The organism is Sedimenticola selenatireducens DSM 17993, assembly GCF_000428045.1.
GTDB classification, from domain to species: domain Bacteria; phylum Pseudomonadota; class Gammaproteobacteria; order Chromatiales; family Chromatiaceae; genus Sedimenticola; species Sedimenticola selenatireducens.
Map to the genome: position 1 here is coordinate 95,860 of NZ_ATZE01000002.1, position 20,905 is coordinate 116,764.

At 58.4% G+C, this 20,905-nt stretch carries 21 protein-coding genes; 12 read left to right on the top strand and 9 right to left on the bottom strand.

Annotated features, from left to right (window positions below; genetic code table 11):
* Window positions 1-8 precede the first annotated feature (8 nt).
* The 3 genes from dnaG to rpsU all read right to left on the bottom strand — a co-directional run bounded on the left by dnaG (window position 9) and on the right by rpsU (window position 2,571).
* Window positions 9-1,787 (bottom strand): DNA primase, encoded by a 1,779-nt coding sequence (dnaG, locus tag A3GO_RS0102225; RefSeq protein ID WP_029132014.1) that lies wholly within the window; start codon window positions 1,785-1,787, stop codon window positions 9-11.
* Between the two features lie 98 nt (window positions 1,788-1,885).
* On the bottom strand, window positions 1,886-2,329 hold the full coding sequence (locus A3GO_RS0102230) for a GatB/YqeY domain-containing protein (RefSeq protein ID WP_029132015.1): 444 nt from the start codon (window positions 2,327-2,329) through the stop codon (window positions 1,886-1,888).
* 26 nt (window positions 2,330-2,355) lie between these two features.
* Window positions 2,356-2,571 (bottom strand): 30S ribosomal protein S21, encoded by a 216-nt coding sequence (rpsU, locus tag A3GO_RS0102235; protein ID WP_029132016.1) that lies wholly within the window; start codon window positions 2,569-2,571, stop codon window positions 2,356-2,358.
* Window positions 2,572-2,859: 288 nt separating this feature from the next.
* Here rpsU and tsaD point away from each other — a divergent pair, with 288 nt between their 5' ends.
* Complete coding sequence (gene tsaD / locus A3GO_RS0102240) at window positions 2,860-3,894, top strand: tRNA (adenosine(37)-N6)-threonylcarbamoyltransferase complex transferase subunit TsaD (RefSeq protein ID WP_029132017.1); 1,035 nt, start codon at window positions 2,860-2,862, stop codon at window positions 3,892-3,894.
* 1 nt (window position 3,895) lies between these two features.
* Here the strand turns inward: tsaD and plsY are convergent, their stop codons facing one another.
* Entirely contained in the window at window positions 3,896-4,498 is a 603-nt protein-coding gene (gene plsY / locus A3GO_RS0102245) for a glycerol-3-phosphate 1-O-acyltransferase PlsY (RefSeq protein ID WP_029132018.1), read from the bottom strand.
* Between the two features lie 140 nt (window positions 4,499-4,638).
* Between plsY and folB the strand changes: the two genes are divergently transcribed.
* Both folB and folK read left to right on the top strand, forming a co-directional pair.
* Entirely contained in the window at window positions 4,639-4,995 is a 357-nt protein-coding gene (gene folB, locus A3GO_RS0102250; RefSeq protein ID WP_029132019.1) for a dihydroneopterin aldolase, read from the top strand.
* Between the two features lies 1 nt (window position 4,996).
* Window positions 4,997-5,497, top strand: a complete 501-nt coding sequence (folK, locus tag A3GO_RS0102255) for a 2-amino-4-hydroxy-6-hydroxymethyldihydropteridine diphosphokinase (protein WP_029132020.1) — start codon at window positions 4,997-4,999, stop codon at window positions 5,495-5,497.
* Window positions 5,498-5,503: 6 nt separating this feature from the next.
* Here the strand turns inward: folK and A3GO_RS0102260 are convergent, their stop codons facing one another.
* The gene (locus tag A3GO_RS0102260; RefSeq protein ID WP_084609675.1) at window positions 5,504-6,247 is read right to left on the bottom strand and encodes a pteridine reductase; all 744 of its coding nucleotides are present in this window, start codon (window positions 6,245-6,247) and stop codon (window positions 5,504-5,506) included.
* 110 nt (window positions 6,248-6,357) lie between these two features.
* Between A3GO_RS0102260 and A3GO_RS0102265 the strand changes: the two genes are divergently transcribed.
* The 6 genes from A3GO_RS0102265 (at window position 6,358) to A3GO_RS0102290 (ending at window position 11,762) form a co-directional block, all read left to right on the top strand.
* Entirely contained in the window at window positions 6,358-7,566 is a 1,209-nt protein-coding gene (locus A3GO_RS0102265) for a class I SAM-dependent methyltransferase (protein WP_051301754.1), read from the top strand.
* The gene (locus A3GO_RS0102270) at window positions 7,553-8,260 is read left to right on the top strand and encodes a hypothetical protein (protein WP_157606686.1); all 708 of its coding nucleotides are present in this window, start codon (window positions 7,553-7,555) and stop codon (window positions 8,258-8,260) included. The genes A3GO_RS0102265 and A3GO_RS0102270 overlap by 14 nt, the downstream gene beginning before the upstream one ends.
* 90 nt (window positions 8,261-8,350) lie before the next feature.
* Window positions 8,351-8,632 carry a hypothetical protein gene (locus A3GO_RS0102275; RefSeq protein WP_029132024.1) on the top strand — a complete coding sequence of 94 codons (282 nt, stop codon included), beginning with the start codon at window positions 8,351-8,353 and terminating at the stop codon, window positions 8,630-8,632.
* A gap of 159 nt (window positions 8,633-8,791) precedes the next feature.
* The gene (locus A3GO_RS0102280) at window positions 8,792-9,718 is read left to right on the top strand and encodes an AEC family transporter (RefSeq protein ID WP_029132025.1); all 927 of its coding nucleotides are present in this window, start codon (window positions 8,792-8,794) and stop codon (window positions 9,716-9,718) included.
* Window positions 9,719-9,782: 64 nt separating this feature from the next.
* A complete protein-coding gene (locus A3GO_RS0102285; RefSeq protein ID WP_157606687.1) occupies window positions 9,783-10,472 on the top strand; it encodes a DUF2461 domain-containing protein in 690 nt (229 codons plus the stop codon).
* Window positions 10,473-10,598: 126 nt separating this feature from the next.
* Entirely contained in the window at window positions 10,599-11,762 is a 1,164-nt protein-coding gene (locus A3GO_RS0102290; protein ID WP_029132027.1) for a hypothetical protein, read from the top strand.
* A gap of 99 nt (window positions 11,763-11,861) precedes the next feature.
* Here the strand turns inward: A3GO_RS0102290 and A3GO_RS0102295 are convergent, their stop codons facing one another.
* Complete coding sequence (locus A3GO_RS0102295; protein ID WP_029132028.1) at window positions 11,862-12,596, bottom strand: NYN domain-containing protein; 735 nt, start codon at window positions 12,594-12,596, stop codon at window positions 11,862-11,864.
* 252 nt (window positions 12,597-12,848) lie between these two features.
* Between A3GO_RS0102295 and A3GO_RS0102300 the strand changes: the two genes are divergently transcribed.
* Complete coding sequence (locus A3GO_RS0102300; protein ID WP_029132029.1) at window positions 12,849-13,433, top strand: plasmid pRiA4b ORF-3 family protein; 585 nt, start codon at window positions 12,849-12,851, stop codon at window positions 13,431-13,433.
* Window positions 13,434-13,441: 8 nt separating this feature from the next.
* Here the strand turns inward: A3GO_RS0102300 and A3GO_RS0102305 are convergent, their stop codons facing one another.
* Together A3GO_RS0102305 and A3GO_RS0102310 are read right to left on the bottom strand one after the other, a co-directional pair.
* A complete protein-coding gene (locus A3GO_RS0102305; protein WP_029132030.1) occupies window positions 13,442-13,669 on the bottom strand; it encodes a DUF3820 family protein in 228 nt (75 codons plus the stop codon).
* Between the two features lie 19 nt (window positions 13,670-13,688).
* Window positions 13,689-15,104 carry a DEAD/DEAH box helicase gene (locus A3GO_RS0102310; protein ID WP_084609676.1) on the bottom strand — a complete coding sequence of 472 codons (1,416 nt, stop codon included), beginning with the start codon at window positions 15,102-15,104 and terminating at the stop codon, window positions 13,689-13,691.
* Window positions 15,105-15,192: 88 nt separating this feature from the next.
* Here A3GO_RS0102310 and A3GO_RS0102315 point away from each other — a divergent pair, with 88 nt between their 5' ends.
* Window positions 15,193-16,422: a BaiN/RdsA family NAD(P)/FAD-dependent oxidoreductase gene (locus tag A3GO_RS0102315; protein ID WP_051301755.1), complete on the top strand. Its 1,230-nt coding sequence runs from the start codon at window positions 15,193-15,195 to the stop codon at window positions 16,420-16,422.
* A gap of 234 nt (window positions 16,423-16,656) precedes the next feature.
* Window positions 16,657-19,005, top strand: coding sequence for a methyl-accepting chemotaxis protein (locus A3GO_RS0102320; RefSeq protein ID WP_029132033.1), 2,349 nt, complete (start codon window positions 16,657-16,659; stop codon window positions 19,003-19,005).
* 163 nt (window positions 19,006-19,168) lie between these two features.
* Here the strand turns inward: A3GO_RS0102320 and A3GO_RS22185 are convergent, their stop codons facing one another.
* Window positions 19,169-20,701 (bottom strand): serine/threonine protein kinase, encoded by a 1,533-nt coding sequence (locus A3GO_RS22185; protein WP_051301756.1) that lies wholly within the window; start codon window positions 20,699-20,701, stop codon window positions 19,169-19,171.
* Window positions 20,702-20,905 lie beyond the last annotated feature (204 nt).

Genomic DNA, 20,905 nt, shown 5'->3' on the forward strand with positions numbered 1-20,905 from the left:
CGGTCACGTCAATCCGAACGTCTATGCGAGTCAGCAATTTTCTGTTTTTCAGAAAGTAGCTGGCCCAGGCGTTGCTTCTCCTGTTCGGAAGCATCTCCCGTGCTGACTCTCTCCAGCAATTGGGTGGTTTCCTGTTCGCGCTGCTGTTCCACGAGCCGTTGCAAGGCTCCGCGGAATTCCATTTCCATGCCGTCTTCGGGGGTGGGCAGCTCGGTTGCTGTACTCCAGATCTTTTCCAGGTGGTGGTACGCCGGCTCGTCGCGCCAGCGTTCGATGATCTGCGCTGTCCTAAGGTTAGGCTGATTTTGCACGATTTCAAGGAGTTGGCTCAATAAATCGATGCCAGGTGCGCGAAATCCGCGCCATTCTGAAGGAAGATCGGTGATTTGCCCCAATTCCGGTTTTATCAGCAGTAGGGTGATAGCGCGGCGGACCGAGGAGAGAATCTGCTGTGCGCCGGTTTTTTTGCGCAGGGGTGGGCGGGTTCTGTGGCTTGTGTCGGTGGTGGGCTGGGAGCCGAGTTGCCCCGGTTCCAGGCCGACCCGCTGTGCCAGGCGCTGGTACATCATCTCGCGGAACAGGCCGGATGGCAGTTTGCCCAGCAACGGCTTCGCCTGTTCCGCCAGCCGTGCCCGCCCGCCCAGGGAAGTCATGTCGACTTCCGACTCCAGTTTGTCGAACAGAAAGCTGGAGAGCGGAGTTGAGCTGATAATGCGCTGTTCAAACCGGTCTCGTTCCTCCTTGCGGATCAGAGTGTCGGGGTCCTCGCCATCCGGTAGAAACAGGAAGCGCGCCTCCCGACCGTCGCGCATGTGCGGCAGGCTGGTCTCCAGGGCCTTCCAGCCGGCATCGCGGCCGGCCCGGTCGCCATCAAAGCAGAAGATGACTTCAGAGGTGGTGCGGAACAGCCGCTCCAGGTGTTCCGTGGTGGTGGCGGTGCCCAGTGTCGCCACCGCATAGCGGATGCCGAATTGGGCCAGGGCCACCACATCCATGTAGCCTTCAACCACCAGCAGGCGTTCGATCTTACGCAATGCCTTGCGCGCCTCGTAGAGGCCGTACAGCTCCTTGCCCTTATGAAACACCGGGGTCTCGGGTGAGTTGAGGTATTTGGGTGTTCCGTCACCGAGGATTCTGCCGCCAAAGGCGATGGTCTGGCCGCGATGATTGCGGATCGGGAACATGATGCGCTCGCGGAAGCGGTCGTAGCATTTGTCCGCCTCGGGCTCCGAGATCATGCCGGTCGTGCGTAGCAATTCCAGTGCTTTTGGGTTTTTTCCCATTTGCCGGATCAGGTTGTCCCAGCCCGCAGGGGCATAGCCGATGCCGAAATCGGCACTGATCTCGCCGGTTAGTCCCCGCTGCTTGAGGTAGCTGACCGCCTTGCCGGCGTCCGGGTGTTTGCGCAGCTGCCATTGATAGAAGCGTGCGGCCTGGTCCATGGTTGCGTAGAGTGGCCGGTAGTCGGGACCGCTTTCGCCCCCGCCCTCCCGTGGCACCTCAAGCCCGGCCTTGCCGGCCAGCTCCTCAATCGAATCGACAAAGCCCAGATTGTCATACTCCATGAGAAAGCCGATTGCGGTGCCGTGGGCGCCGCAGCCGAAGCAGTGATAGAACTGTTTTTCGCGGCTGACGGTGAAAGAGGGGGTCTTTTCATTGTGAAAGGGACAGCAGGCCTGATAATCCTTGCCTGCCTTTTTCAAGGGCACACGGCCGTTGATCAGGTCGACAATGTCGACCCGGTTCAGCAGTTCGTCAATGAAGTGTGCAGGGATTTTTCCGGCCATGGTGCAATAGTACCCTGAGTTATCTACTGCCAGAGACTAAAAAGCCCCGGCCATGTAATATGCCAGAGCTTTGTTCGGCGCTGAAGGGGTGTGTCGGATCAGCTGCTGAGTTGCTGCTTGATCAGGGCGCTAACGGCTCCCATGTCGGCACGTCCCTGCATCTTGGGCTTGAGTTGCCCCATCACCTTGCCCATGTCCCGGAGTGACTCCGCGCCGGTGGCCTGGATCGCATCACGGATCATGGCGGCGATCTCTTCCTCGCTCAGGGCTTCCGGCAGGTACTCCTGGAGGATAGTGATCTCGAAGGCTTCCTGCTCGGCCAATTCCGACCGACCCGCCTGTTCGTACTGATTGATGGAGTCGCGCCGTTGCTTCACCATCTTGTCAAGCACAACCAGAATCTGCGTGTCGTCCAGTTCGATCCGCTCATCCACTTCACGCTGTTTGATGGCGGCCATCAACAGGCGAATTACGCCAAGGCGGGGTTTGTCACCCCCCTTCATGGCGGCCTTCATATCATCCTGGATGCGCTGTTTAAGCATGGGATTGAACCGAGACCGGGGTCAGATCAGTACTGACGGTCCCACTTGCGGTTTTCGCGGGAGACTTTCTTCAGGTGACGCTTTACTGCAGCGGCGGCCTTGCGCTTACGCTCGGTCGTCGGCTTCTCATAGTGTTCGCGACGACGCACTTCGGCCAGAACGCCGGCTTTCTCGCAACCGCGCTTAAAGCGGCGCATTGCGACTTCAAACGGCTCGTTTTCTTTAACTCGTACGTTGGGCATTTCCCACCTCAAAAATCGTACCAACGGGATGCTGGAAACTTAAGAGCGCGAATTCTACGCACTGTCGTGGAGTTTTGCAAAAAAAATTATGGACTCTTCCACGGGTATGCCGGGATAGCAGGCGCTCTACCGGAACGGCTCCCCGTTGGGATATGGTGGGCGGGGAGGGTGCGCCGCCGGCCCATCCACCTTACAATATAGCGTCTGCGTCGAGAGCGCCTTTTTTACATATTTTGGAGACAGTCGGGCACGGCGCTGTCTCCTGAACAGAAACGATCTGAGAAACAAATGCGGGTACTGGGAATAGAAACGTCCTGTGACGAGACAGGCTTGGCCATTTACGACAGTGAGCAGGGGCTGCTCGGCCATGTGCTGCACAGTCAGATAGATCTGCATGCGGTTTATGGCGGAGTGGTGCCGGAGCTGGCGTCACGGGACCATGTGCGCAAGACCTTGCCGCTGCTCTCCAGTCTGCTGGCGGACACCGGCCTGGGCAAGACGGATATCGACGGTGTCGCCTATACCGCTGGTCCCGGCCTGGTCGGCGCCCTGCTGGTGGGCGCGGCGATCGGCCGAACCCTGGCCTGGGCCTGGCAGGTACCGGCGGTGGGTGTGCATCATATGGAAGGTCATCTGCTCGCGCCGATGCTGGAGTCGGAGAGTCCCGAGTTTCCCTTTGTCGCCCTGCTGGTCTCCGGGGGGCACACCCAGTTGGTCGAGGTGAAAGGGATTGGCCAGTACCGGCTGCTGGGTGAGTCGCTGGATGATGCGGCGGGTGAGGCCTTCGACAAGACGGCCAAAATGATGGGACTGCCCTATCCGGGTGGGCCGGAGCTGGCGGCGCTGGCGCTAAAGGGCGACCCGCGACGTTTCCGGTTTCCCCGCCCGATGACGGATCGACCCGGACTCGATTTCAGTTTCAGTGGTCTCAAGACCTTCGCCCTGAATACCCTGCAGCGCGAGATCGGTCCCCAGGACAGCGAGGAGAGCGTGCTGCAGACCAAGGCCGATATCGCCCGCGCCTTCGAAGAGGCGGTAGTGGATACACTGGTGATCAAGTGCCGCCGTGCGGTACGCGAATGTGGCGCCGGCACCCTGGTGCTGGCCGGTGGTGTCAGCGCCAACCGGCATCTGCGCGAAAAGATGCAGGCGTCGATGAAAAAGGAGGGGGCCCGGGTTTTCTATCCCCGAACCGAATTCTGTACCGACAACGGCGCGATGATCGCCTATGCCGGCTGGCAGCGCCTGCGGGCAGGTGCGCATGAACCGCTGGGATTTGGCGCCCGCGCCCGCTGGCCGATGGATTCCCTGGCCGGGCTTTGAATCAGGCTTCTGGCCCCTGTTCGTCTTTTATCTTACCCTCCGAGCCGACCAGCAGATTGCGGATATTGCTGCGGTGGCGCCAGAACAGGATCAGGCTCATCAGTACCTGCATCCAGATCAGTTCCGGTGCCGGCCAGATATACCAGACCACCAGCGGTGCCAGTGCCATCGATACCAGCGCGGCCAGCGAGGAGATGTTCAGCCCCTTCGCCATCAGCAGCCAGAGCAGGGCTACCAGTCCGCCGATCTGCCAGTGGATGCCGAACTGGGTACCCAGCGCGGTGGCTACCCCCTTGCCGCCCTGAAAGCGGAAGAACAGAGGATAGAGGTGTCCCAGGAAGGCCGCCATGGCGACCGCCGCCAGCACCAGGGGCGCGACGCCCAGCAGCTTGGCGGCCAAGACCGGGAAAAAGCCCTTCAGGCTGTCGCCGAGCAGGGTGATGGCCGCCGCTTTTTTGCCGCCCAGGCGCAGAACATTGGTGGCGCCGGGGTTGTTGGAGCCCTGGGTGCGCGGGTCCGGCAGGCCCATCAGGCGGCAGACGATAATGGCGCTGGAGAGGGAACCCAGCAGGTAGGCGGTAATAATCAGTAAGGCGTTGGTCATGGCAAATCCTAAGCGGTGGGCCGGTGCCCAGCGAACCTGCGGAATTCTCCCGGGTGCGGGGGTTCAGGGTCAAGGGTATTTGTTATCCTTGGCGGCTGTTTTACCATGACCCGATACAACTTCAGGAATACGGAATACCCATGGATATAGTTTTTTTACGTGATCTCAGGATCGATACGGTGATCGGCATCTACGACTGGGAGCGGGAGATCAGGCAGACCGTGGTGCTTGATATCGACATGAGTACCGATGTGCAACGCGCGGCCGCCTCCGAGGATATCGCCGATGCGGTGGATTACAAGGCGGTCTCGAAACGGCTGATCAGCTTTGTCGAGGAGAGTCAGTTCCAGCTGGTAGAGACGCTGGCGGAGCGCTGTGCCGAGATCATTCGCCAGGAGTTCGATGTGCGCTGGGTGCGACTGACGGTGAACAAGATTGGCGCCGTCAGCGCCGCTACCGACGTGGGTGTGATTATCGAGCGGGGCGAGCGGTTCTGACATGGAGAGAATCTGGCTCAGTCTCGGTAGCAATATCGATCGCGAGCGCAATATCCGGGCGGCGCTGCATGACCTGCAGGCCGAATTCGGCACCCTGCTGATCTCCCGGATCTACGAGAGCGAGGCGGTCGGTTTCGCCGGCGACGCCTTCTATAACCTGGTGGTGGGGGTCGATACGGATCGCCCGGTGGAGGAGTTGATCCGGCTGTTCCGCGCCATCGAGTCGGCGCACGGCAGAACCCGGGAAGGGGGTGGATTTGCCGCGCGGACCCTGGATATCGATCTGCTGACCTATGGTGACCAGATCATCGATATGGCCGGTGTACACCTGCCGCGGGATGAGATCACCCGCTACGCCTTCGTCCTGCTGCCCCTGTCGGAGCTGGCTGGTGAGAGCCGACATCCTGAGTTGGATGAAACCTACGGTGAACTCTGGCGGCGGTTTGATCGCGCATCCCAACGCCTCTGGCCAGTGCCGTTTGAGACCGGCCTGGAGCTGTAGCCCGGGTTACTGCTGAACGCTGCGGCCGCCGTCAACCGTGATGATCTGTCCGGTGATATAGGGTGCATCCAGGGCCAGAAAGCGCACGGTGCGGGCGATATCCTGAGGAGTGCCGGACCTTTCCAGCGCGGTGCGGGAGATGATCTCGCGCTTGGTCTGTTCGCCCAGCTCCTGTTGCGGCCAGAGTATGGCCCCCGGAGCCACGCCGTTGACCCGGATCTCCGGGCCCAGTTCCCGGGCCAGGGATTTCACCATCATGGCGTTGCCCGCCTTGGCCATGCTGTAGACCGGGTGATGTTTCAGCGGTCTTTCGGCATGGATATCCACCAGATTGATTATGGCGCCGCGGCTTGTCCTGAGCAGGGGCACGGCGGCTGTTGCGAGAAAAAACGGCGCCTTGAGGTTGATGCCCATCAGGTCATCCCACTGCTGAAAGCTCAATTGCTCCAGCGGTGTGGGGTAGAAGCTGGAGGCGTTGTTGACCAGCAGGTCGAGCCGGCCGCGCCACTGGTCGATTTGCTGAATAATGTCGGCAAGCTGCTCCGGTTCGTTGAGATCCGCCTGGATCAGCCGTACCGAGTCCGCCCGCTCCTGCTCCAGTGCCTCTTTAAGCGTTTCCGCAGGGGCTTGTGAGCGGTGATAATGCAGCGCGATATCCATGCCGCACTGATGCAGGCTATGGGCAATCGTCGCGCCGATCCGCTGGGCGGCGCCGGTAATCAGGGCGACGGGTCGGTTCTCTTGAGTCACGCTGGATACTCCCTCGATTTCTGCTCTATCCCCGGTCTTGCTAAACTAGCCATGAATAGTGTGATTGACTAGCTGTCACTTTATACCGAACCGACGAGTTTACGAAATTCATGATTGAACGGATCAACCCCCGGGCGGCCGAGGCTGTCGTGGCCCAGCTGCCGGAGCCGGATGCGGACGCCCGGTCACATAGTCTGAAATTGGTGTCGCTGATCCGGGATGAGATTGCCAGGGCCGGTGGCAGAATACCCTTTGACCGCTACATGGAGCTGGCCCTCTATGCGCCGGGGCTCGGCTATTACACGGCCGGGGCGCGCAAGTTTGGCGATGCGGGAGACTTCGTAACGGCGCCGGAGATCTCGCCGCTGTTTGCTCGCTGCCTGGCACATCAGTGCCGGGAGGTGCTTGATGGTCTGGGCGGCGGCACGATCCTGGAGGTGGGGGCCGGTTCCGGTATCCTGGCCGCCGATCTGCTGCTGCAGCTGGAACGGCTCGACTGCCTGCCGGAGCGCTACCTGATCCTGGATCTGAGCCCGGAGCTGCGCCAGCGCCAGCGCCAGACGCTGGGTCAGCGCGCCCCCCATCTGGTTGACCGGGTGAGCTGGCTGGAGAACTTTCCGGAAACGGCCTTTTCCGGCGTGGTGATCGCTAACGAGCTGCTGGACGCCATGCCGGTGCACCGTTTCAGGCTCTCATCAGGCACCCTGCTGGAGCAGTTTGTCAGCTGGAACGGGGAGCGGTTCGAGCTGGCCTGGGGCGAGCCGGCATCGCCCGGTTTTGCCCAACACCTGGCTGCTCCCCTGGGCCAGTTGGAAGCGGCTGACGATTTTGAATCGGAAATCAATCTGCGCGCCGATCCCTGGCTGGCCTCCCTGGCAGGGTGCCTGGAGCGGGGCGCGGTGCTGCTGATCGATTACGGACACAGCCGCGCCGAGTACTACCACCCCGCGCGTCGCCAGGGCACCCTGATGTGCCACTACCGGCATCGCGCCCATGCCGATCCGCTGGTCTACCCGGGGCTGCAGGATATTACCGCGCATGTGGATTTTACCGCGATTGCCGAGGCGGCCGTGGCGACCGGTTTCAATGTGGCCGGATACACCACCCAGGCCTTCTTCCTGATGGGCAGTGGACTGGACCGACTGGTGGCCGAATCCGATCCGAACGATGCAGCACTCCATCTGGGCCTGGTGCAGGGGGTCAAGCGCCTGACTCTGCCTACCGAGATGGGTGAGCGTTTCAAGGTTCTGGGGCTGACCCGGGGCTGGGACCAGCCGTTGAGCGGTTTTGCCATGAGGGATATGCGTGAACGGCTGTAGGTGGATGCTGTTGATCCTGCCGCTGCTGCTGATTGGCTGTGGCGGCACACCTGATCGAAATTCACCGATCAAGACCCGGCAGTTCCAGATGGACGATATCGCCAAGAGTGATGTGGATATGGTGGCGGAGATCCAGATTCGTTTCTCCATGGAGCATCTGCGGGAGCTGATGGAGAAACTCTACCGGCGCAATCCCCGGGAGTGGCGCAAGGGGGGTGCCGCCAGTCTGGAACAGGCCGTCGACCGGGTATTCGGGATCGGGCGGACCGGGCACTTCCCTGAATTGCAACAGAAGCGCGGCACGGATGCGGTGATGCTGACCTTTGATGAGGACTACCGGGGAGACCGGGTGCTGGCCTTTATCGAGGGATTGCGGGGAATGATCCTGGCGGCGCATAACGACAAGCAGACCTTCTATCTCACCGATGAACTGGACCCGCAAAAACTCTACAACGCGGCCCGCAATATCGAGATCGCCACCTGGAAACTGGGTCACACCCGGGACAGTGCCGGCCGGCTGTTTCTGGTCAGTAATCAGATGGTGGGCCCGGTAATCAATCTGAGCTATGAGCGCCTGTTCGGTAAGCTGATAGCGCTGCAGGATGGGATGGCCAGGATTGTTGCGCAGAGCAGCAATCGGCGTATCAAGACCATCATACAGTCGGTCGCTTCGGCGGTCTTCATGCCGATCTGAATCCACTTCTGATTTCCAACTAATAGTTGCAAGCGATACGATTTTGCGGCTAGATTGTCTCTGTGTGGAACATTTCAGCGAGTGAATTTTATGTCTTCCTATAAAAGCGATTTTGAACCCGGCGATATCCTGGAACTGTTTGGCGAGACCTACCAGGTGCTGGAAAACGATGGTGTTACCGGCCAGTTAATCCCATTTCCCTCCGAGGAGGTCCCTGCCCATGCCGTGATCTGGGCGGAAGAAAAGGGGGAATACAACCGTATCGGCAAGGCCGAGTTGCCTGGCCCCACGCCCTGTGCGACCAATAATGGCAGTTGCCCGAGCAACGGCCAGGGTTCGCCGCTTTACCAACCAAAGATATTCAAGATGTAGATTCGGGATGGCCGGTTTTACCCGGCCATCCAGCCGATCTGAGTGGTCTGCTGTGCCGTCTTGGCACTATTTTGTCTTGCCGATCATTTGGCTTAAAATAGCTCCTTTCTCCGGCTGGACAGGGCCGGGTTGTCTCGCCGTAAAGGAACTCCCCGTCCCATGATCGCCGTATTCAACGCACTGATCCCGGTTATCGCCATTATCCTGCTGGGAATGCTGTTGCGTCGGACCCCACTGTTCACCGATGAGAGCTGGCTCGGCTTTGAAAATCTCTGCTACTTCGTGCTGTTTCCGGCATTGCTGATCAAGACCCTGGCCACTGCCAGGATTGCCTCCACGGAACTTCTGCTGTTTTCTGCCATGGTGCTGTTTGCCATTTTTGGCATGAGCCTGCTGTTGTTACTGTTTCAACCGCTGATGCGGCGTTGGCTGGGTATTGGCGGCCCGGCGTTTACCAGCCTGTTTCAGGGGGCGACCCGCTGGCACGGGTTTATAGCCCTGTCTATTGTCGGTCTGCTTTATGGTGATGAAGGCGTGGCCTATATGGCGATTATCATGGCGGTGATTATTCCGCCACTGAATGTCATCAATGTCTCGGTACTGGCACGCTTTACCGATGGTGACAGTGGTCTGGGTGAGGTACTGCACAAACTGCTGAAAAATCCCTTTATCATCGCCTGTGTGATTGGCGCTGTACTCAATCTCACCGGCATCGGGCTGCCATCGCAGATCTTTTCCCTGTTCGACATCCTGGGTGGTGGGGCGCTGGGGCTTGGTCTGTTGACGGTAGGTGCGGGTCTGCACTTCTCCCTGGTGCTGGATCATCGCCTGCTGGTCTCTTTCGGTGCGGCCATCCGCCTGCTGGGGATGCCGATGCTGATGTTTCTCGGGGCTTGGCTGTTCGGCATCGAGGGAATGCCCCGTACGGTAGCCGTTATTGCCGCTGCGGTGCCTACCGCGTCCACTTCCTACATCCTGGCCCGGCAGATGGGTGGTGATGCCCCACTGATGGCCAACCTGATCACCGTGCAGGTCATTGTGGCGGCGGTAACCCTGCCGATGATGATCTGGCTGGCGGGTTATTGATCCAGCCGCTAGAGTTTTCTTAGCGATAGCCGACCCTTATTGATAACGGCACCAGGAGGCGATGATGGCCCTGTTTAACGGTTTTCCACAAGGTACCCTGCCGTTTCTCAGCGAACTGAAGGCAAACAATAACAAGGCCTGGTTCAATGACAACAAGCACCGCTATGAGGCCCTGGTCAGGGAGCCGGCGCTGGCCTTCATTGAATCCATGGCTACCGGACTAACTGAGATCTCACCCCATTTTCGCGCCATTCCGAAGAAGGTGGGGGGCTCGCTGATGCGGGTCTATCGCGATACCCGCTTTGCCAGCGACAAGACCCCGTACAAGACCAATATCGGCATCCAGTTCCGCCATGAGCTGGGCAAGGATGTGCATGCCCCCGGGTTCTATCTGCATATTGAGCCGGAAGGCTGCTTTGTCGGTGCCGGTATCTGGCACCCTGAATCGAAAACCCTGAACCAGATCCGTACCTTCATGGATGATAATCCGGCGGCCTGGAGAAAGGCGGTGGAGGCACCGGCCTTCGCCCGGCATTTTAATCTTGAGGGTGACAGTCTGAAGCGGCCGCCCCGTGGTTTTGCCGCCGATCACCCGCTGATTGAGGATCTCAAGAGAAAGGATTTTATCGCCATCAAAGCCATTGAACCGGAGGCGATTCACTCGGCCCGCTTTGGCCGGTCGGTGCTGGAGGATTTTCGATCTGCCGACGCCCTTATGCGTTATCTCTGCACGGCAATCAATGTTAATTACTGATGCACTGGGTGTCACCGCTTGCTTATCCTGTCTGTTCCTCTATGATGTGCCGAAATGTATTAAATAGTTATTTATTTCAATAACTTATATAGGTATAAACAGAATATTGTAACTGAGGTTCAGGCTATGCAGTCAGGTCCGCGCGAGATCGAAACCCCGTTCCGTCCCATCCCCCTCGAAGTGCCGGAGGGGATGATGCCGAACGAGTTTTTCAACAGTACCGAGAACCTCAATGACCTGGTGCACAACAACGGTCTGCTGGTGAATCCGGAAAACCTGCTGCTCTATCGCAAGGCGCTGGGTCACAGCAACGAGTTCGATGCCTCGATCATCTACAACACCTCCAACTGCATCCTCGATCCGCTGGGTCGCCCGGTGCGTCGCACCCAGGTGCCGGATCAGGTGAAACACGTCTGGAACCGTATGAATCAGGTGCTGATCGAGTTCATGCTGGAGCAGTATCCCGATCCGGATGAGGCGCTGGTTCTGGCGGGTGAGGCGAGCCTGGATGCCACCTGGCCGCTCACATCGCCCGGCGTGCCCAGCATCCGCATGCTGCACAACCATTTTATCGTGTTTGACAAACAGCAGTTGCGCCGGGCACGGTTTGCCGATCCGGACAATCCGAATCTGACCGACGGTGGCCAGCACAGCCTGTTTCAGGCCTATATGCATGATGTCTACCATGAGTTCTTTTCCCAGCTGGATCTGCAGATCCTCAGGCCGGTTACCGACGGCACGTGTCGAATCGAGCTGACCGGTTACCCGCAGGGCTTGCCGAGCTGGGAGGTGCAGGGGGGCGTGGAGGTGTTGAAGAGCATCCGCTTCTGGCGTGAATACGATGCCATTCTGATGGGCTTCATCGACTTCTATCGCACCTTCTTCACCCAGGTCTCCACCCGTAATGCGCCGATTCCCAGGGATGCCTATTTCCCCGAGCAGATCGAGAACACCCTGCTCTATAACAATGATTTCCTCAAGACAGCCAAGAAGGTGCGTGACCAGTGTGTACACGATGCCAAGTATGCCAACGCCATCCGCTGGCAGCCGGCGTTCAAGCAGTTGCTATACCGGGACGATAGCGGGCGTCTGATTATCACCATCAGTCAGAACTCCATTGGCAATGCCATTACCGAGCTGCTGGGCGTGGTGGTCAAACGGACGCCCGATGCCACAGCCTATGAAGCGAAGGAGCCGCAGTTGATAGAACGGTTGCTGGAAGTGCGGCGGCGGCTGGTGGAGGCGGACCTGGGTGAACCAATCAGTACCCAGCACTGGGGCGCGGAATAGCGGGGCAGATGTCGACTTACCCTTCGCCGGGGTTACCTGCAGCGCCGAGACCGTGCGAATTTCGGTCAGGGCAGATGGATGGATTTGCGGGGCGGGCGTTTACTTATTGCGCTTGTCACGTACAACAAGGATTTTTGAATTGGTAGAGCCGACCTGGCGCTCCTCGATATCGAACAGCTTGGTGGCAGTCACCAGTTCACCCAGCTTGGCGTAGCCGTAATTGCGCGGGTCGAACTCGGGTGACTGCTTGGCGATGTTACTGCCGACTGGTCCAAGCTGGGCCCAACCGCTGTCATCGGAAGAGGTGTTGACGGCGTTGCGCAGCAGATTGACCAGTTTGGCATCACGCCTCAGTTCGCCACTGCTCTTCTTGGCGATGGCGGCGCCTTCATCACTTTTCGCCCGCAATACCTCGGTGTAGATGAATTTGTCACAGGCGGAGACAAAAGGCGCGGGCGTCTTTTTTTCACCAAAGCCATAAACCAGCAGTCCGGATTCCCGGATTCTTGACGCCAGCTTGGTGAAATCACTGTCACTGGAGACAATGCAGAAACCGTTGAAGTTGTTGGTGTAGAGCAGGTCCATGGCGTCGATGATCATGGCGCTGTCGGTGGCGTTTTTTCCCTTGGTGTAGGCGAACTGCTGCATCGGTTGTATCGAATGCTCCAGCAGTACCTCTTTCCATCCCTTCAGGCTTGGCGAAGTCCAGTCGCCATAGATGCGCTTGACGCTGGCAGTGCCGTAGTTGGCTATCTCGGACAGCAGTCCGTCAACAATACTCGGTTGCGCATTGTCCGCGTCGATAAGCACGGCCAGCTTGTCGGTGTTTTCCATGGCTTGTTATATTTCCGTCCGTCTGAAGGCCTGGCTGTCGGCTCATGCAACAGCTCACGCTACAGCCTAGCAGACTTCAGGGTGGGGCGTAACCACTCCTGCGGTTGCCGCATCCAGTCCGGAAATCAGCCTATAATCAAAAACGTAGTGCGGTGACTGATGAACGTCCCGGCTATTGAGCAAGATCATCATTTTGGCAGGTAAGGGTTTTACTCTCCCGGTAGATTGATAATATGGCAGTCGGTGGGGGGTATGAGTAGTGCTTTGAATATGGATTATTTACGTAAAGTCTATCAATTGAACATCAGTCTCCTGGGGGTTATTCCCGAGGTGTGGCGTCAGGTGCGGGTCGCTGATAGCGATACCCTTGCGAATCTGCATGAGACGCTGCAGGTCGTCATGGGTTGGACCAATGTCCATATGCACATGTTCATCAAGGGCAAGGAAAAATACGGCGTACCCGATGACCAGTTTCCGGATGACACGCGTAATGAACAGCAGACCCGGTTGCGTCAGGTGCTGAAGAAACCGGGGGACAGTCTGCTTTATATCTATGACTTCGGCGATGCCTGGGAACATCGGGTGGTGCTAGAGGAAATACTGCCCTACGACCTGTCGCAGCCGCTGCCGGCCTGTTGTTATGGCGAGCGCGCCTGTCCTCCCGAGGATGTCGGCGGTCCGCCCGGTTATGATGAATTCCTGGAGGCGACGGCCGACCCCTCGCATCCTGAACATGACTATATGGTCCGCTGGATCGGGGGTGAGTTCTTCCCCGACCTGTTTGATATCGATCTTACCAACGAACTGTTGCGGGAGAGTCAGCTTCGTATGGTCTGATGCCGGATTCAGTGAATGGTGGGCATTCGCTTGAGCGGTTCTATCAGGCTCTCCAGTCCGTTAATCTTGATCTCCAGGGCCAGCGCCATCAGCCGCCCCAACTGTCCCTCCGGAAAACCCTGATTGGCAAACCAGATGAGGTAGGCTTCAGGCAGGTCGATCAGCGTGCTTCCCTGGTACTTGCCGAATGGCATTTCCATCTTGGCCAGTTTGATCAGGTCTTTTTTATCGAACATGGATTGGTCAGGTTCCGCTTCAGTCGGGTTTGGCCGGTTTCACGGCTTTTCGGGTCAGGGGTTTATGCCCGGCCTCGTGTGGGGCGTCGGTCGTTCCGCCAGCGCTCGGTTTACGCCGCTTACCGATATTTTTCTGGTCGCGCAGGCGCTGCTTGGGTTTCCTGGCTTGGATCTTCTCCACTTTGTCAGTGGCTGATTTCTTTTTACCGCCAGCCGCCTTGCCTGAATTTTTCAGTTTTTTCGGGCCCCGGTACTTGCCTGCTATCTCCTGGATGGTGCGCCGCTCGAATTCATGTTTCAGGTAGCGCTCGATGCCAGTCATCAGGTTCCACTCCTGGTGGGCGATCAGGGAAATTGCCAGACCCTGTTTTCCGGCGCGTCCGGTACGGCCGATGCGGTGTACATAATCCTTGCCGCTGCGCGCCATATCGAAATTGATCACCAGATCCACGCCCTTGATATCCAGCCCGCGCGCGGCCACGTCGGTGGCCACCAGGACCTTGATGGTTCCCTGGCGCAGAAAGGCCATGACCTGATTGCGTTCGTCCTGGCTCATGTCGCCGTGCAAAACACCTGCCCGCAGCCCCTGATTGCGCAGTTCCGGCCCCAGTGCGTCGGCCTGCAACCGGGTGTTGGTGAACACCAGGGCCTTGTCGTAGGTCTCGTGCTGCAGCAGCCAGGCAAGCAGGTTTCTTTTGTGGATCTTGTCATCGGCCGGAATGATCTGCTGGATGATGTTGCCATGGCGATCACGTACCGTGCTGAGGGTGATGGTGGCAGGATCACGTAGCAGCGTGTCGGTCATGCCTTTCAGTCCGCGGTGACTCAGGGTGGCGGAAAACAGCAGCGTCTGGCGTGCGTTGTTGCATTGCCCGGTGATCGTCAGGACATCCTCGCTGAAACCCATGTCCAGCATGCGGTCGGCCTCGTCCAGGACCAGCACCTCCAACTCGCTGAAGTCGGGCGTGCCCTGTTCCAGGTGTTCCAGCAGCCGGCCCGGGGTTGCCACGATAATCTCCGGGTTTTTGCGAAACAGGGCGCGCTGGTATTTGAATGATTCCCCTCCGGTGATCAGGCCGATCTGTAGCCGGGTGGAACGGGTCAGCTTTTGCCCCTGTTTGATTATCTGGTGGGCCAGTTCCCGGGTCGGCACCAGGATCAGCACCCGGGTACCGCTTCCGGGCGCCGCCGTGTTCAGCAGGTGATCCAGGGTCGGCAGCAGGAAGGCGAATGTCTTGCCGCTGCCGGTCTCGGCGCTGGCGATCAGGTCCCGCCGCTCCAGCGCCACTGGTATGGCCTGTTGCTGAATGGGAGTCGCCTCAGTCAGTCCCTGGGCTTCTAGAGTCTGGAGCAGGCGGGGGTGGAGCGGGAAGCTGGATAACAACGGAATCACCTTGAGCGCAATAAAACGAAATTGCCGGCCATTGTAATTCATTGCCGGCGAAATGTTGGGAGAAATCGATGCGCGATGGTGCAGGCCGGTCTGTGTGATAATGGGGGGCAGCCGACAGGGCGTCCCGTGGATGCCAGTCCAAACCCTGAGCGATACCACCATTCGGGATGAAGCAGTGAATCAGTATGATGTGATTATCATCGGCGCCGGCGCCGCCGGTCTTATGTGTGCGGCAACGGCGGCGCGGCGTGGCCGCAGCATATTGCTGCTGGACAACAGCCGTAAAGTGGGCAAGAAGATCCTGATGTCCGGTGGCGGGCGCTGTAACTTCACTAATCGTCATGTGGAGGCGGGCAACTATATCTCGCAAAATCCTCATTTCTGCAAATCGGCCCTCAAGCGCTATACCCAGTGGGATTTCATTGCGCTCGTCGAGCGTTACCGCATCGCCTACCACGAACGGGACCATGGGCAGCTATTCTGCAATGAATCAGCCCGGCAGATCCTTGATATGTTGTTGGCGGAATGCGATCAGCCGGGTGTCACCTTGCGAACCGGTTGTGAGGTGCTGGAGATCAGCTATGCAGGAGAGTATCGGCTGAGCACAAGTCAGGGCGACTTCGGCTCGGCCTCCCTGGTGGTGGCGACTGGTGGTCTGTCCATACCGAGCATGGGGTCGAGCGGATTCGGATATGCCATCGCCAGACAGTTCGGTCTGAATGTGTTACCCCAGCAGGCTGGGCTGGTGCCCTTTACCTTCAGCGATCGAATGAAGGAGGTGACTGCGCGTCTGGCGGGTGTTTCGCTGCCGGTGAGCATGTGCACCAGCGGTCACGCCTTTTCTGAACAGTTGCTTTTTACCCATCGGGGGTTGAGCGGACCGGTGGTGCTGCAGCTCTCCAACTACTGGCCTGTGGGCGAACCGGTGACGATAAATCTGTTGCCGGAAATGGCGGCGGATGAGTGGCTGTTGAATCTAAAAAAAACGCACCCGAGGGGGCTGTTGAAAAATCTCCTGGCCAAACAGTTGCCCAAGAAACTAGTTAGTGAGTTGATGATGTTGTACTGGACGAAGTGGTCACAGCGGCCGGTTGCGGAAATACCGGACCAGGCGCTTTGCCAGATCGCCGGGCAGTTGAATGGCTGGACCCTGAAGCCGGCGGGCACGGAAGGGTATCGAACGGCCGAGGTGACCCTGGGTGGGGTAGATACCGATGAACTCTCATCAAAGACCATGGAGTGCAGACGCCAGCCGGGCCTGTTTTTTATCGGTGAGGTTGTGGATGTGACCGGACACCTGGGTGGTTTCAATTTTCAATGGGCCTGGTCATCGGGTTATACCGCCGGTCAGTTTGTCTGATCTATTGTTCCCCGGAAGTTAAACTTCAGAAGCATGTATTGATGTACTTATCTTTATCCCGAACAGGAAATTTGATTTAAGTTTCAATTGCAATTGTCGCTACCTCCTTACGTGCCCGCTGAAGTTCTGGCGGCAAGCTGCGGGACCGTTGTCGATAACAGATTCCTGTTTGTTCCCGCACACTGACAAATACCTCATGATCAATCCGGGTTGCCGGCTGGGATATTTCTAATTATGAAGATCAAAACAAAACTGACTGTTGGTGCCAGTCTGCTGATGCTTATTCCTGTGGTGGTTGTATGTGCGGTTCTGGGCTGGGTGGCCGTTGATAATGGTCGCCAGGCGTTGGAAACCAAGGCGCAGAATCAGATGATTGCGCTCAGAAACAGTACGCAGAAAGCAATCGAAAACTATTTCTCCACGGTGCAGGCACAGATCGTAACGCTGTCCGACAACCGGATGATTACCGATGCACTGAACTCCCTCCCTAATGCCTACCGGCTTTACCAGTCAAGCGTGGAGGCGGCAGGAGATGCGGGTGCGGCCAAGCTGGGTGCGATGCGTCAGGAGCTGCTGGCCCACTACAACGGTGCATTTGCCGATGAGTACCGGAAACAGAACGGCGGCGGCACCTTTGATGCCGGCAACTGGCTGGAAAAGCTGAGCGAAACCGGGATCACCCTGCAGCATGCCTACATTGCCGCCAATCCCAATCCTCTGGGCGAAAAGAGCAAGTTGATCACGCCAGATGATGGTTCACTGTATGAGGTGATGCACAAAAGATTCCATGAATCACTAAAGGATTATCAGGAGCGGTTTGGTTATGCGGATATCTTCCTGGTCGATTCAAAGACCGGAGAAGTGATCTATTCCGTGGCCAAGAAGGCGGAGTTTGCCACTTCATTGCTGGAGGGACCGTTTGCCGGAACCGGTCTGGGGCAGGTGTTCAAGCAGGCCAATGAATCAGATGACCCGGGCTTTATCGCCATGACTGACTTTTCCGCTTATACCCCCTCTTACGACAACCAGGCGGCGTTTGTCGCCTCGCCCGTGTTCAATCGCGGCAAGCGTCTCGGCGTACTGATTTTCCAGCTTTCGGTTGACCGGCTTTCCGGCATCATGACCCATGACCGCAAATGGGCCGAAGTAGGCCTGGGTGAGTCGGGTGAAAGTCTGATTGTTGGAGCGGATTATTCGCTGCGTAACGACAGCCGCTTCCAGATTGAGGATGAGACCGGTTATCTGGAGAGCCTGCGCCAGACGGGCGTGTCAGGGGAGCAGTTGGCCAGGGTGCAGGCCAAGCATTCGGCCATTGGTGTACAGCAACTACGGTCGCCGGCGACAGAAGCCGCTTTGGCCGGTGAGGCCGGCGTGGCGGTATATCCGGACTATCGGGGCGTGGATGTACTGACAGCCTATGCGCCGGTGAAAGTTGCCGGCTTGAATTGGGCGGTTGTTGCCAAAATGAATACCGAGGAGGCGTTCCGCTCCGTGGAGTCGCTGAAGAGCACCATTGCCGGCGTGGCGATCGGTATTTCCCTGCTGGTGTTTGTCCTGGGTGCCCTGGTCGGATGGGTCTTTACCGGACTGATTGTGCGCCCCATCCAGAACACGGTGGATGCGGTCAGGGATATCGCCGAGGGTGAGGGTGACCTGACCCGTCGGCTGGATGCCCGGAGCAAGGACGAGCTGGGTGAACTGGCCGGATGGTTCAATCGTTTCCTGGACAAGATGCAGGGCGTGGTCGGTGAACTGAACAGCGTGACGCAGAACCTGTCGGTGTCGGCTGAGCAACTCTCCCGGGTCTCCGAGGAGACTCGGGACGGTATCAGTAACCAGCAGGGGCAGACCGAGCAGGCTGCTACCGCTACCAACCAGATGGCGGCCACGGTACAGGAGGTGGCGAAGAACGCCGAATCCGCCGCCAATTCGGCCATGCAGGCAAGAAACGAGGCGACACAGGGCAAGGGTACGGTGGATGAGAGCATCACCACAATCCATAACTTGTCGGCGACGGTTGAGCAGGCGGCCGCGGTGATTGGCAAGCTGGAGCAGGACAGCGTCGAGATCGGCGGGGTGCTGGATGTGATCCGCAATATTGCCGAGCAGACCAATCTGCTGGCCCTGAATGCCGCCATCGAGGCGGCGCGGGCCGGCGAGCAGGGACGTGGATTTGCCGTGGTGGCGGATGAGGTCCGCACCCTGGCCTCCCGCACCCAGCAGTCGACTCAGGAGATCCAGGAGATGATCGAACGCCTGCAGACAGCCTCCAAGGAGGCGGTGAAGGCGATGGATGAGACTAACTCCCAGGCCAGGAAAGGGACGGAGTTTGCTGTCAGAACCGGTGAGGTGCTGGAATCCATCACCTCCGCCATCAATCAGATCAGTGATATGAACACCCAGATCGCCAGCGCAGCGGAAGAGCAGAGCGTGGTGGCAGAGGAGATAAACCGTAATGTGGTGGGGATTAACCAGATTGGAGAAAAGACAGCCAATGGAGCGCAGCAGACCGCATCGGCCAGTGAAGGGCTGAACAGCCTGGCGGGGCAACTGCAGCGGATTGTCGGACAATTCAAAATTTAGCCAGCGCCACGCTGACCCCTGAACAGGGCGCTTCCCGTGAGGGCGGCGCCTTTTTTGCGGGCGACCCGGGTACCTGGGAAGAGCAGTGTCAGTCAGGCTACAAACTTGACGGCAATGGGCGTATCCAGGGCGATGACTCGTGCATGCACGCCTGGATAACCGGCTAGCGGTTCAGCTCAGGATCCAGGCGGCTAAAAATATTTTCATCGCGGGGAGCGGCGACCGGCCGGTTGAGCAGATTGGTCAGGCGAATCAGACGCTCGTGCCGGGGGCGGATCTCCAGTCCCTGGGAGAGATAACGCCTGGCCTTCAACGCGCGTCCCTTGTCAATCTGCATCTGTGCCAGGTCGGCGTAGCGGTCGGCTACTCTTTCCAGTCCACTGATGGCGGTCGGATTGTCCGGGTCCCGCTTCAGTACCGCGTTGAAATAGAAACGGGCACTGTTTTCGGCTGGATAACTGAGTCGATCCGTTGCCAGGCGATTTTGTGCCTTCTCCAGTAATTTGGCGATATCCGAAGCCTGGGTCGCGGTTTTTGGTGATGCGGCGGGTGCCTCTTCGGAGTCCGCTTCGGTATCACTCCTTACTTCGGCTGTTGTCTCGTTCACTCCTGATGCGGGCGGCGATAGTGTCCCGGCGGGTGCGACCACGGCCATCGATTCCACGGTTGTTGTGGTGCTGATCTCGTTCGTCTGCGGCTGTTCCGTATCGCTGTCAACCGGGCGTTGGCCAAGTCCGAGCCAGCCCAGCAGTATAAACAGTCCCAGGCCGGCGTATGCCAGCCAATAGAAACGATGAGGGAAGCTGGATGCGGTCTCCAGTGCCTGGGTTTCCGGGGGTGGCGGTTCGTGTTCGCCCAGCCTCTTCGTTGCAGGTTTTTTTTCTGACCTTATCTTGCCGCGCACGGCCTGTAAGTTCATCAGCAGTTCGGCGCCGTTTTGAAAGCGGTCTTCCGGTTTTTTTGCCAGCAGTTTGTCCAGGACGGGTTGCAGATCGGCAAATTGTTCCGGCAACTGCGGAACGGGCTTCTGGATGTGGGCCATCAGGGTGGCGGCAAAACTGTCTGCGGTATAGGGCTTTCTGCCGGTGAGCATCTCGTACAGGATAATGCCCATGCTATAGAGATCGGAGCGACCATCCACCCGGCGGATACCCTGGGCCAGTTCAGGACTGAGATAGTGGGGGCTGCCCATCACGGTACCGGTGACGGTCAGATCGTTATCGGTCTGGATCAGCTTGGCGATACCGAAATCGGTCAATACAGGGGAGCCGTCATTGCGAAAAAGGATGTTTGACGGCTTGATGTCCCGGTGTATCACCCCTTCGCCATGCACGTAGGCGAGACAGCCGGCCAGTCGGCTGAGTATCTTCAGGGCATGGGCCGGTCTGATACCCTGTACGATACGTGATTTCAGATCTCCGCCCGGCAGATACTCCATGGCGATGTAATAGAAGCCATCTCCCTGCCCGATGTCGAAGATGGCGATCAGATTGCTGTGATTAAGCCGGGCGATACAGCGCCCCTCGTTGAAAAAGCGCTCAAAAAACTGTGGCGTATCAGGATCATGCAGGACCTTGAGGGCCACCGGTCTGCCGAGCGACATCTGGGTGGCCAGGTAGACGGTCGCCATGCCGCCCTTGCCGAGGATGCGCTCGATACGATAGCCGGGGACTTCGATCTGCAGGCTATGGTTCATTTCTGGTCCCGTCTGGATCTAAACCGGCGCGCGGCGTCGTGACCGCACACCCTGTCGGAGAGAGGTTACCCCCTTGATCAAGGGTGTCGTCCGTCGATGCCGAAAATTGAGCACTGCTTCACTTAAAGGAGCCTCTGATCAAGTCATAAACGGGTATCTTGCGCCCGGAACGCCCAGCTTCTGTGTTGCAGATCTTCGCAATAG

Bases quoted from the DNA above. Each gene is read 5' to 3' on its own strand.
- A3GO_RS0102265 (WP_051301754.1), top strand. From the start codon at position 6,358: ATGATTGAACGGATCAACCCCCGGGCGGCCGAGGCTGTCGTGGCCCAG.
- plsY (WP_029132018.1), bottom strand. From the start codon at position 4,498: ATGACCAACGCCTTACTGATTATTACCGCCTACCTGCTGGGTTCCCTC.
- tsaD (WP_029132017.1), top strand. From the start codon at position 2,860: ATGCGGGTACTGGGAATAGAAACGTCCTGTGACGAGACAGGCTTGGCC.
- A3GO_RS22185 (WP_051301756.1), bottom strand. From the start codon at position 20,701: ATGAACCATAGCCTGCAGATCGAAGTCCCCGGCTATCGTATCGAGCGC.
- dnaG (WP_029132014.1), bottom strand. From the start codon at position 1,787: ATGGCCGGAAAAATCCCTGCACACTTCATTGACGAACTGCTGAACCGG.
- A3GO_RS0102320 (WP_029132033.1), top strand. From the start codon at position 16,657: ATGAAGATCAAAACAAAACTGACTGTTGGTGCCAGTCTGCTGATGCTT.
- A3GO_RS0102305 (WP_029132030.1), bottom strand. From the start codon at position 13,669: ATGTTCGATAAAAAAGACCTGATCAAACTGGCCAAGATGGAAATGCCA.
- A3GO_RS0102230 (WP_029132015.1), bottom strand. From the start codon at position 2,329: ATGCTTAAACAGCGCATCCAGGATGATATGAAGGCCGCCATGAAGGGG.
- A3GO_RS0102280 (WP_029132025.1), top strand. From the start codon at position 8,792: ATGATCGCCGTATTCAACGCACTGATCCCGGTTATCGCCATTATCCTG.
- folB (WP_029132019.1), top strand. From the start codon at position 4,639: ATGGATATAGTTTTTTTACGTGATCTCAGGATCGATACGGTGATCGGC.
- A3GO_RS0102275 (WP_029132024.1), top strand. From the start codon at position 8,351: ATGTCTTCCTATAAAAGCGATTTTGAACCCGGCGATATCCTGGAACTG.
- rpsU (WP_029132016.1), bottom strand. From the start codon at position 2,571: ATGCCCAACGTACGAGTTAAAGAAAACGAGCCGTTTGAAGTCGCAATG.
- A3GO_RS0102290 (WP_029132027.1), top strand. From the start codon at position 10,599: ATGCAGTCAGGTCCGCGCGAGATCGAAACCCCGTTCCGTCCCATCCCC.
- A3GO_RS0102300 (WP_029132029.1), top strand. From the start codon at position 12,849: ATGAGTAGTGCTTTGAATATGGATTATTTACGTAAAGTCTATCAATTG.
- A3GO_RS0102310 (WP_084609676.1), bottom strand. From the start codon at position 15,104: ATGAATTACAATGGCCGGCAATTTCGTTTTATTGCGCTCAAGGTGATT.
- A3GO_RS0102315 (WP_051301755.1), top strand. From the start codon at position 15,193: ATGCCAGTCCAAACCCTGAGCGATACCACCATTCGGGATGAAGCAGTG.
- folK (WP_029132020.1), top strand. From the start codon at position 4,997: ATGGAGAGAATCTGGCTCAGTCTCGGTAGCAATATCGATCGCGAGCGC.
- A3GO_RS0102285 (WP_157606687.1), top strand. From the start codon at position 9,783: ATGGCCCTGTTTAACGGTTTTCCACAAGGTACCCTGCCGTTTCTCAGC.
- A3GO_RS0102295 (WP_029132028.1), bottom strand. From the start codon at position 12,596: ATGGAAAACACCGACAAGCTGGCCGTGCTTATCGACGCGGACAATGCG.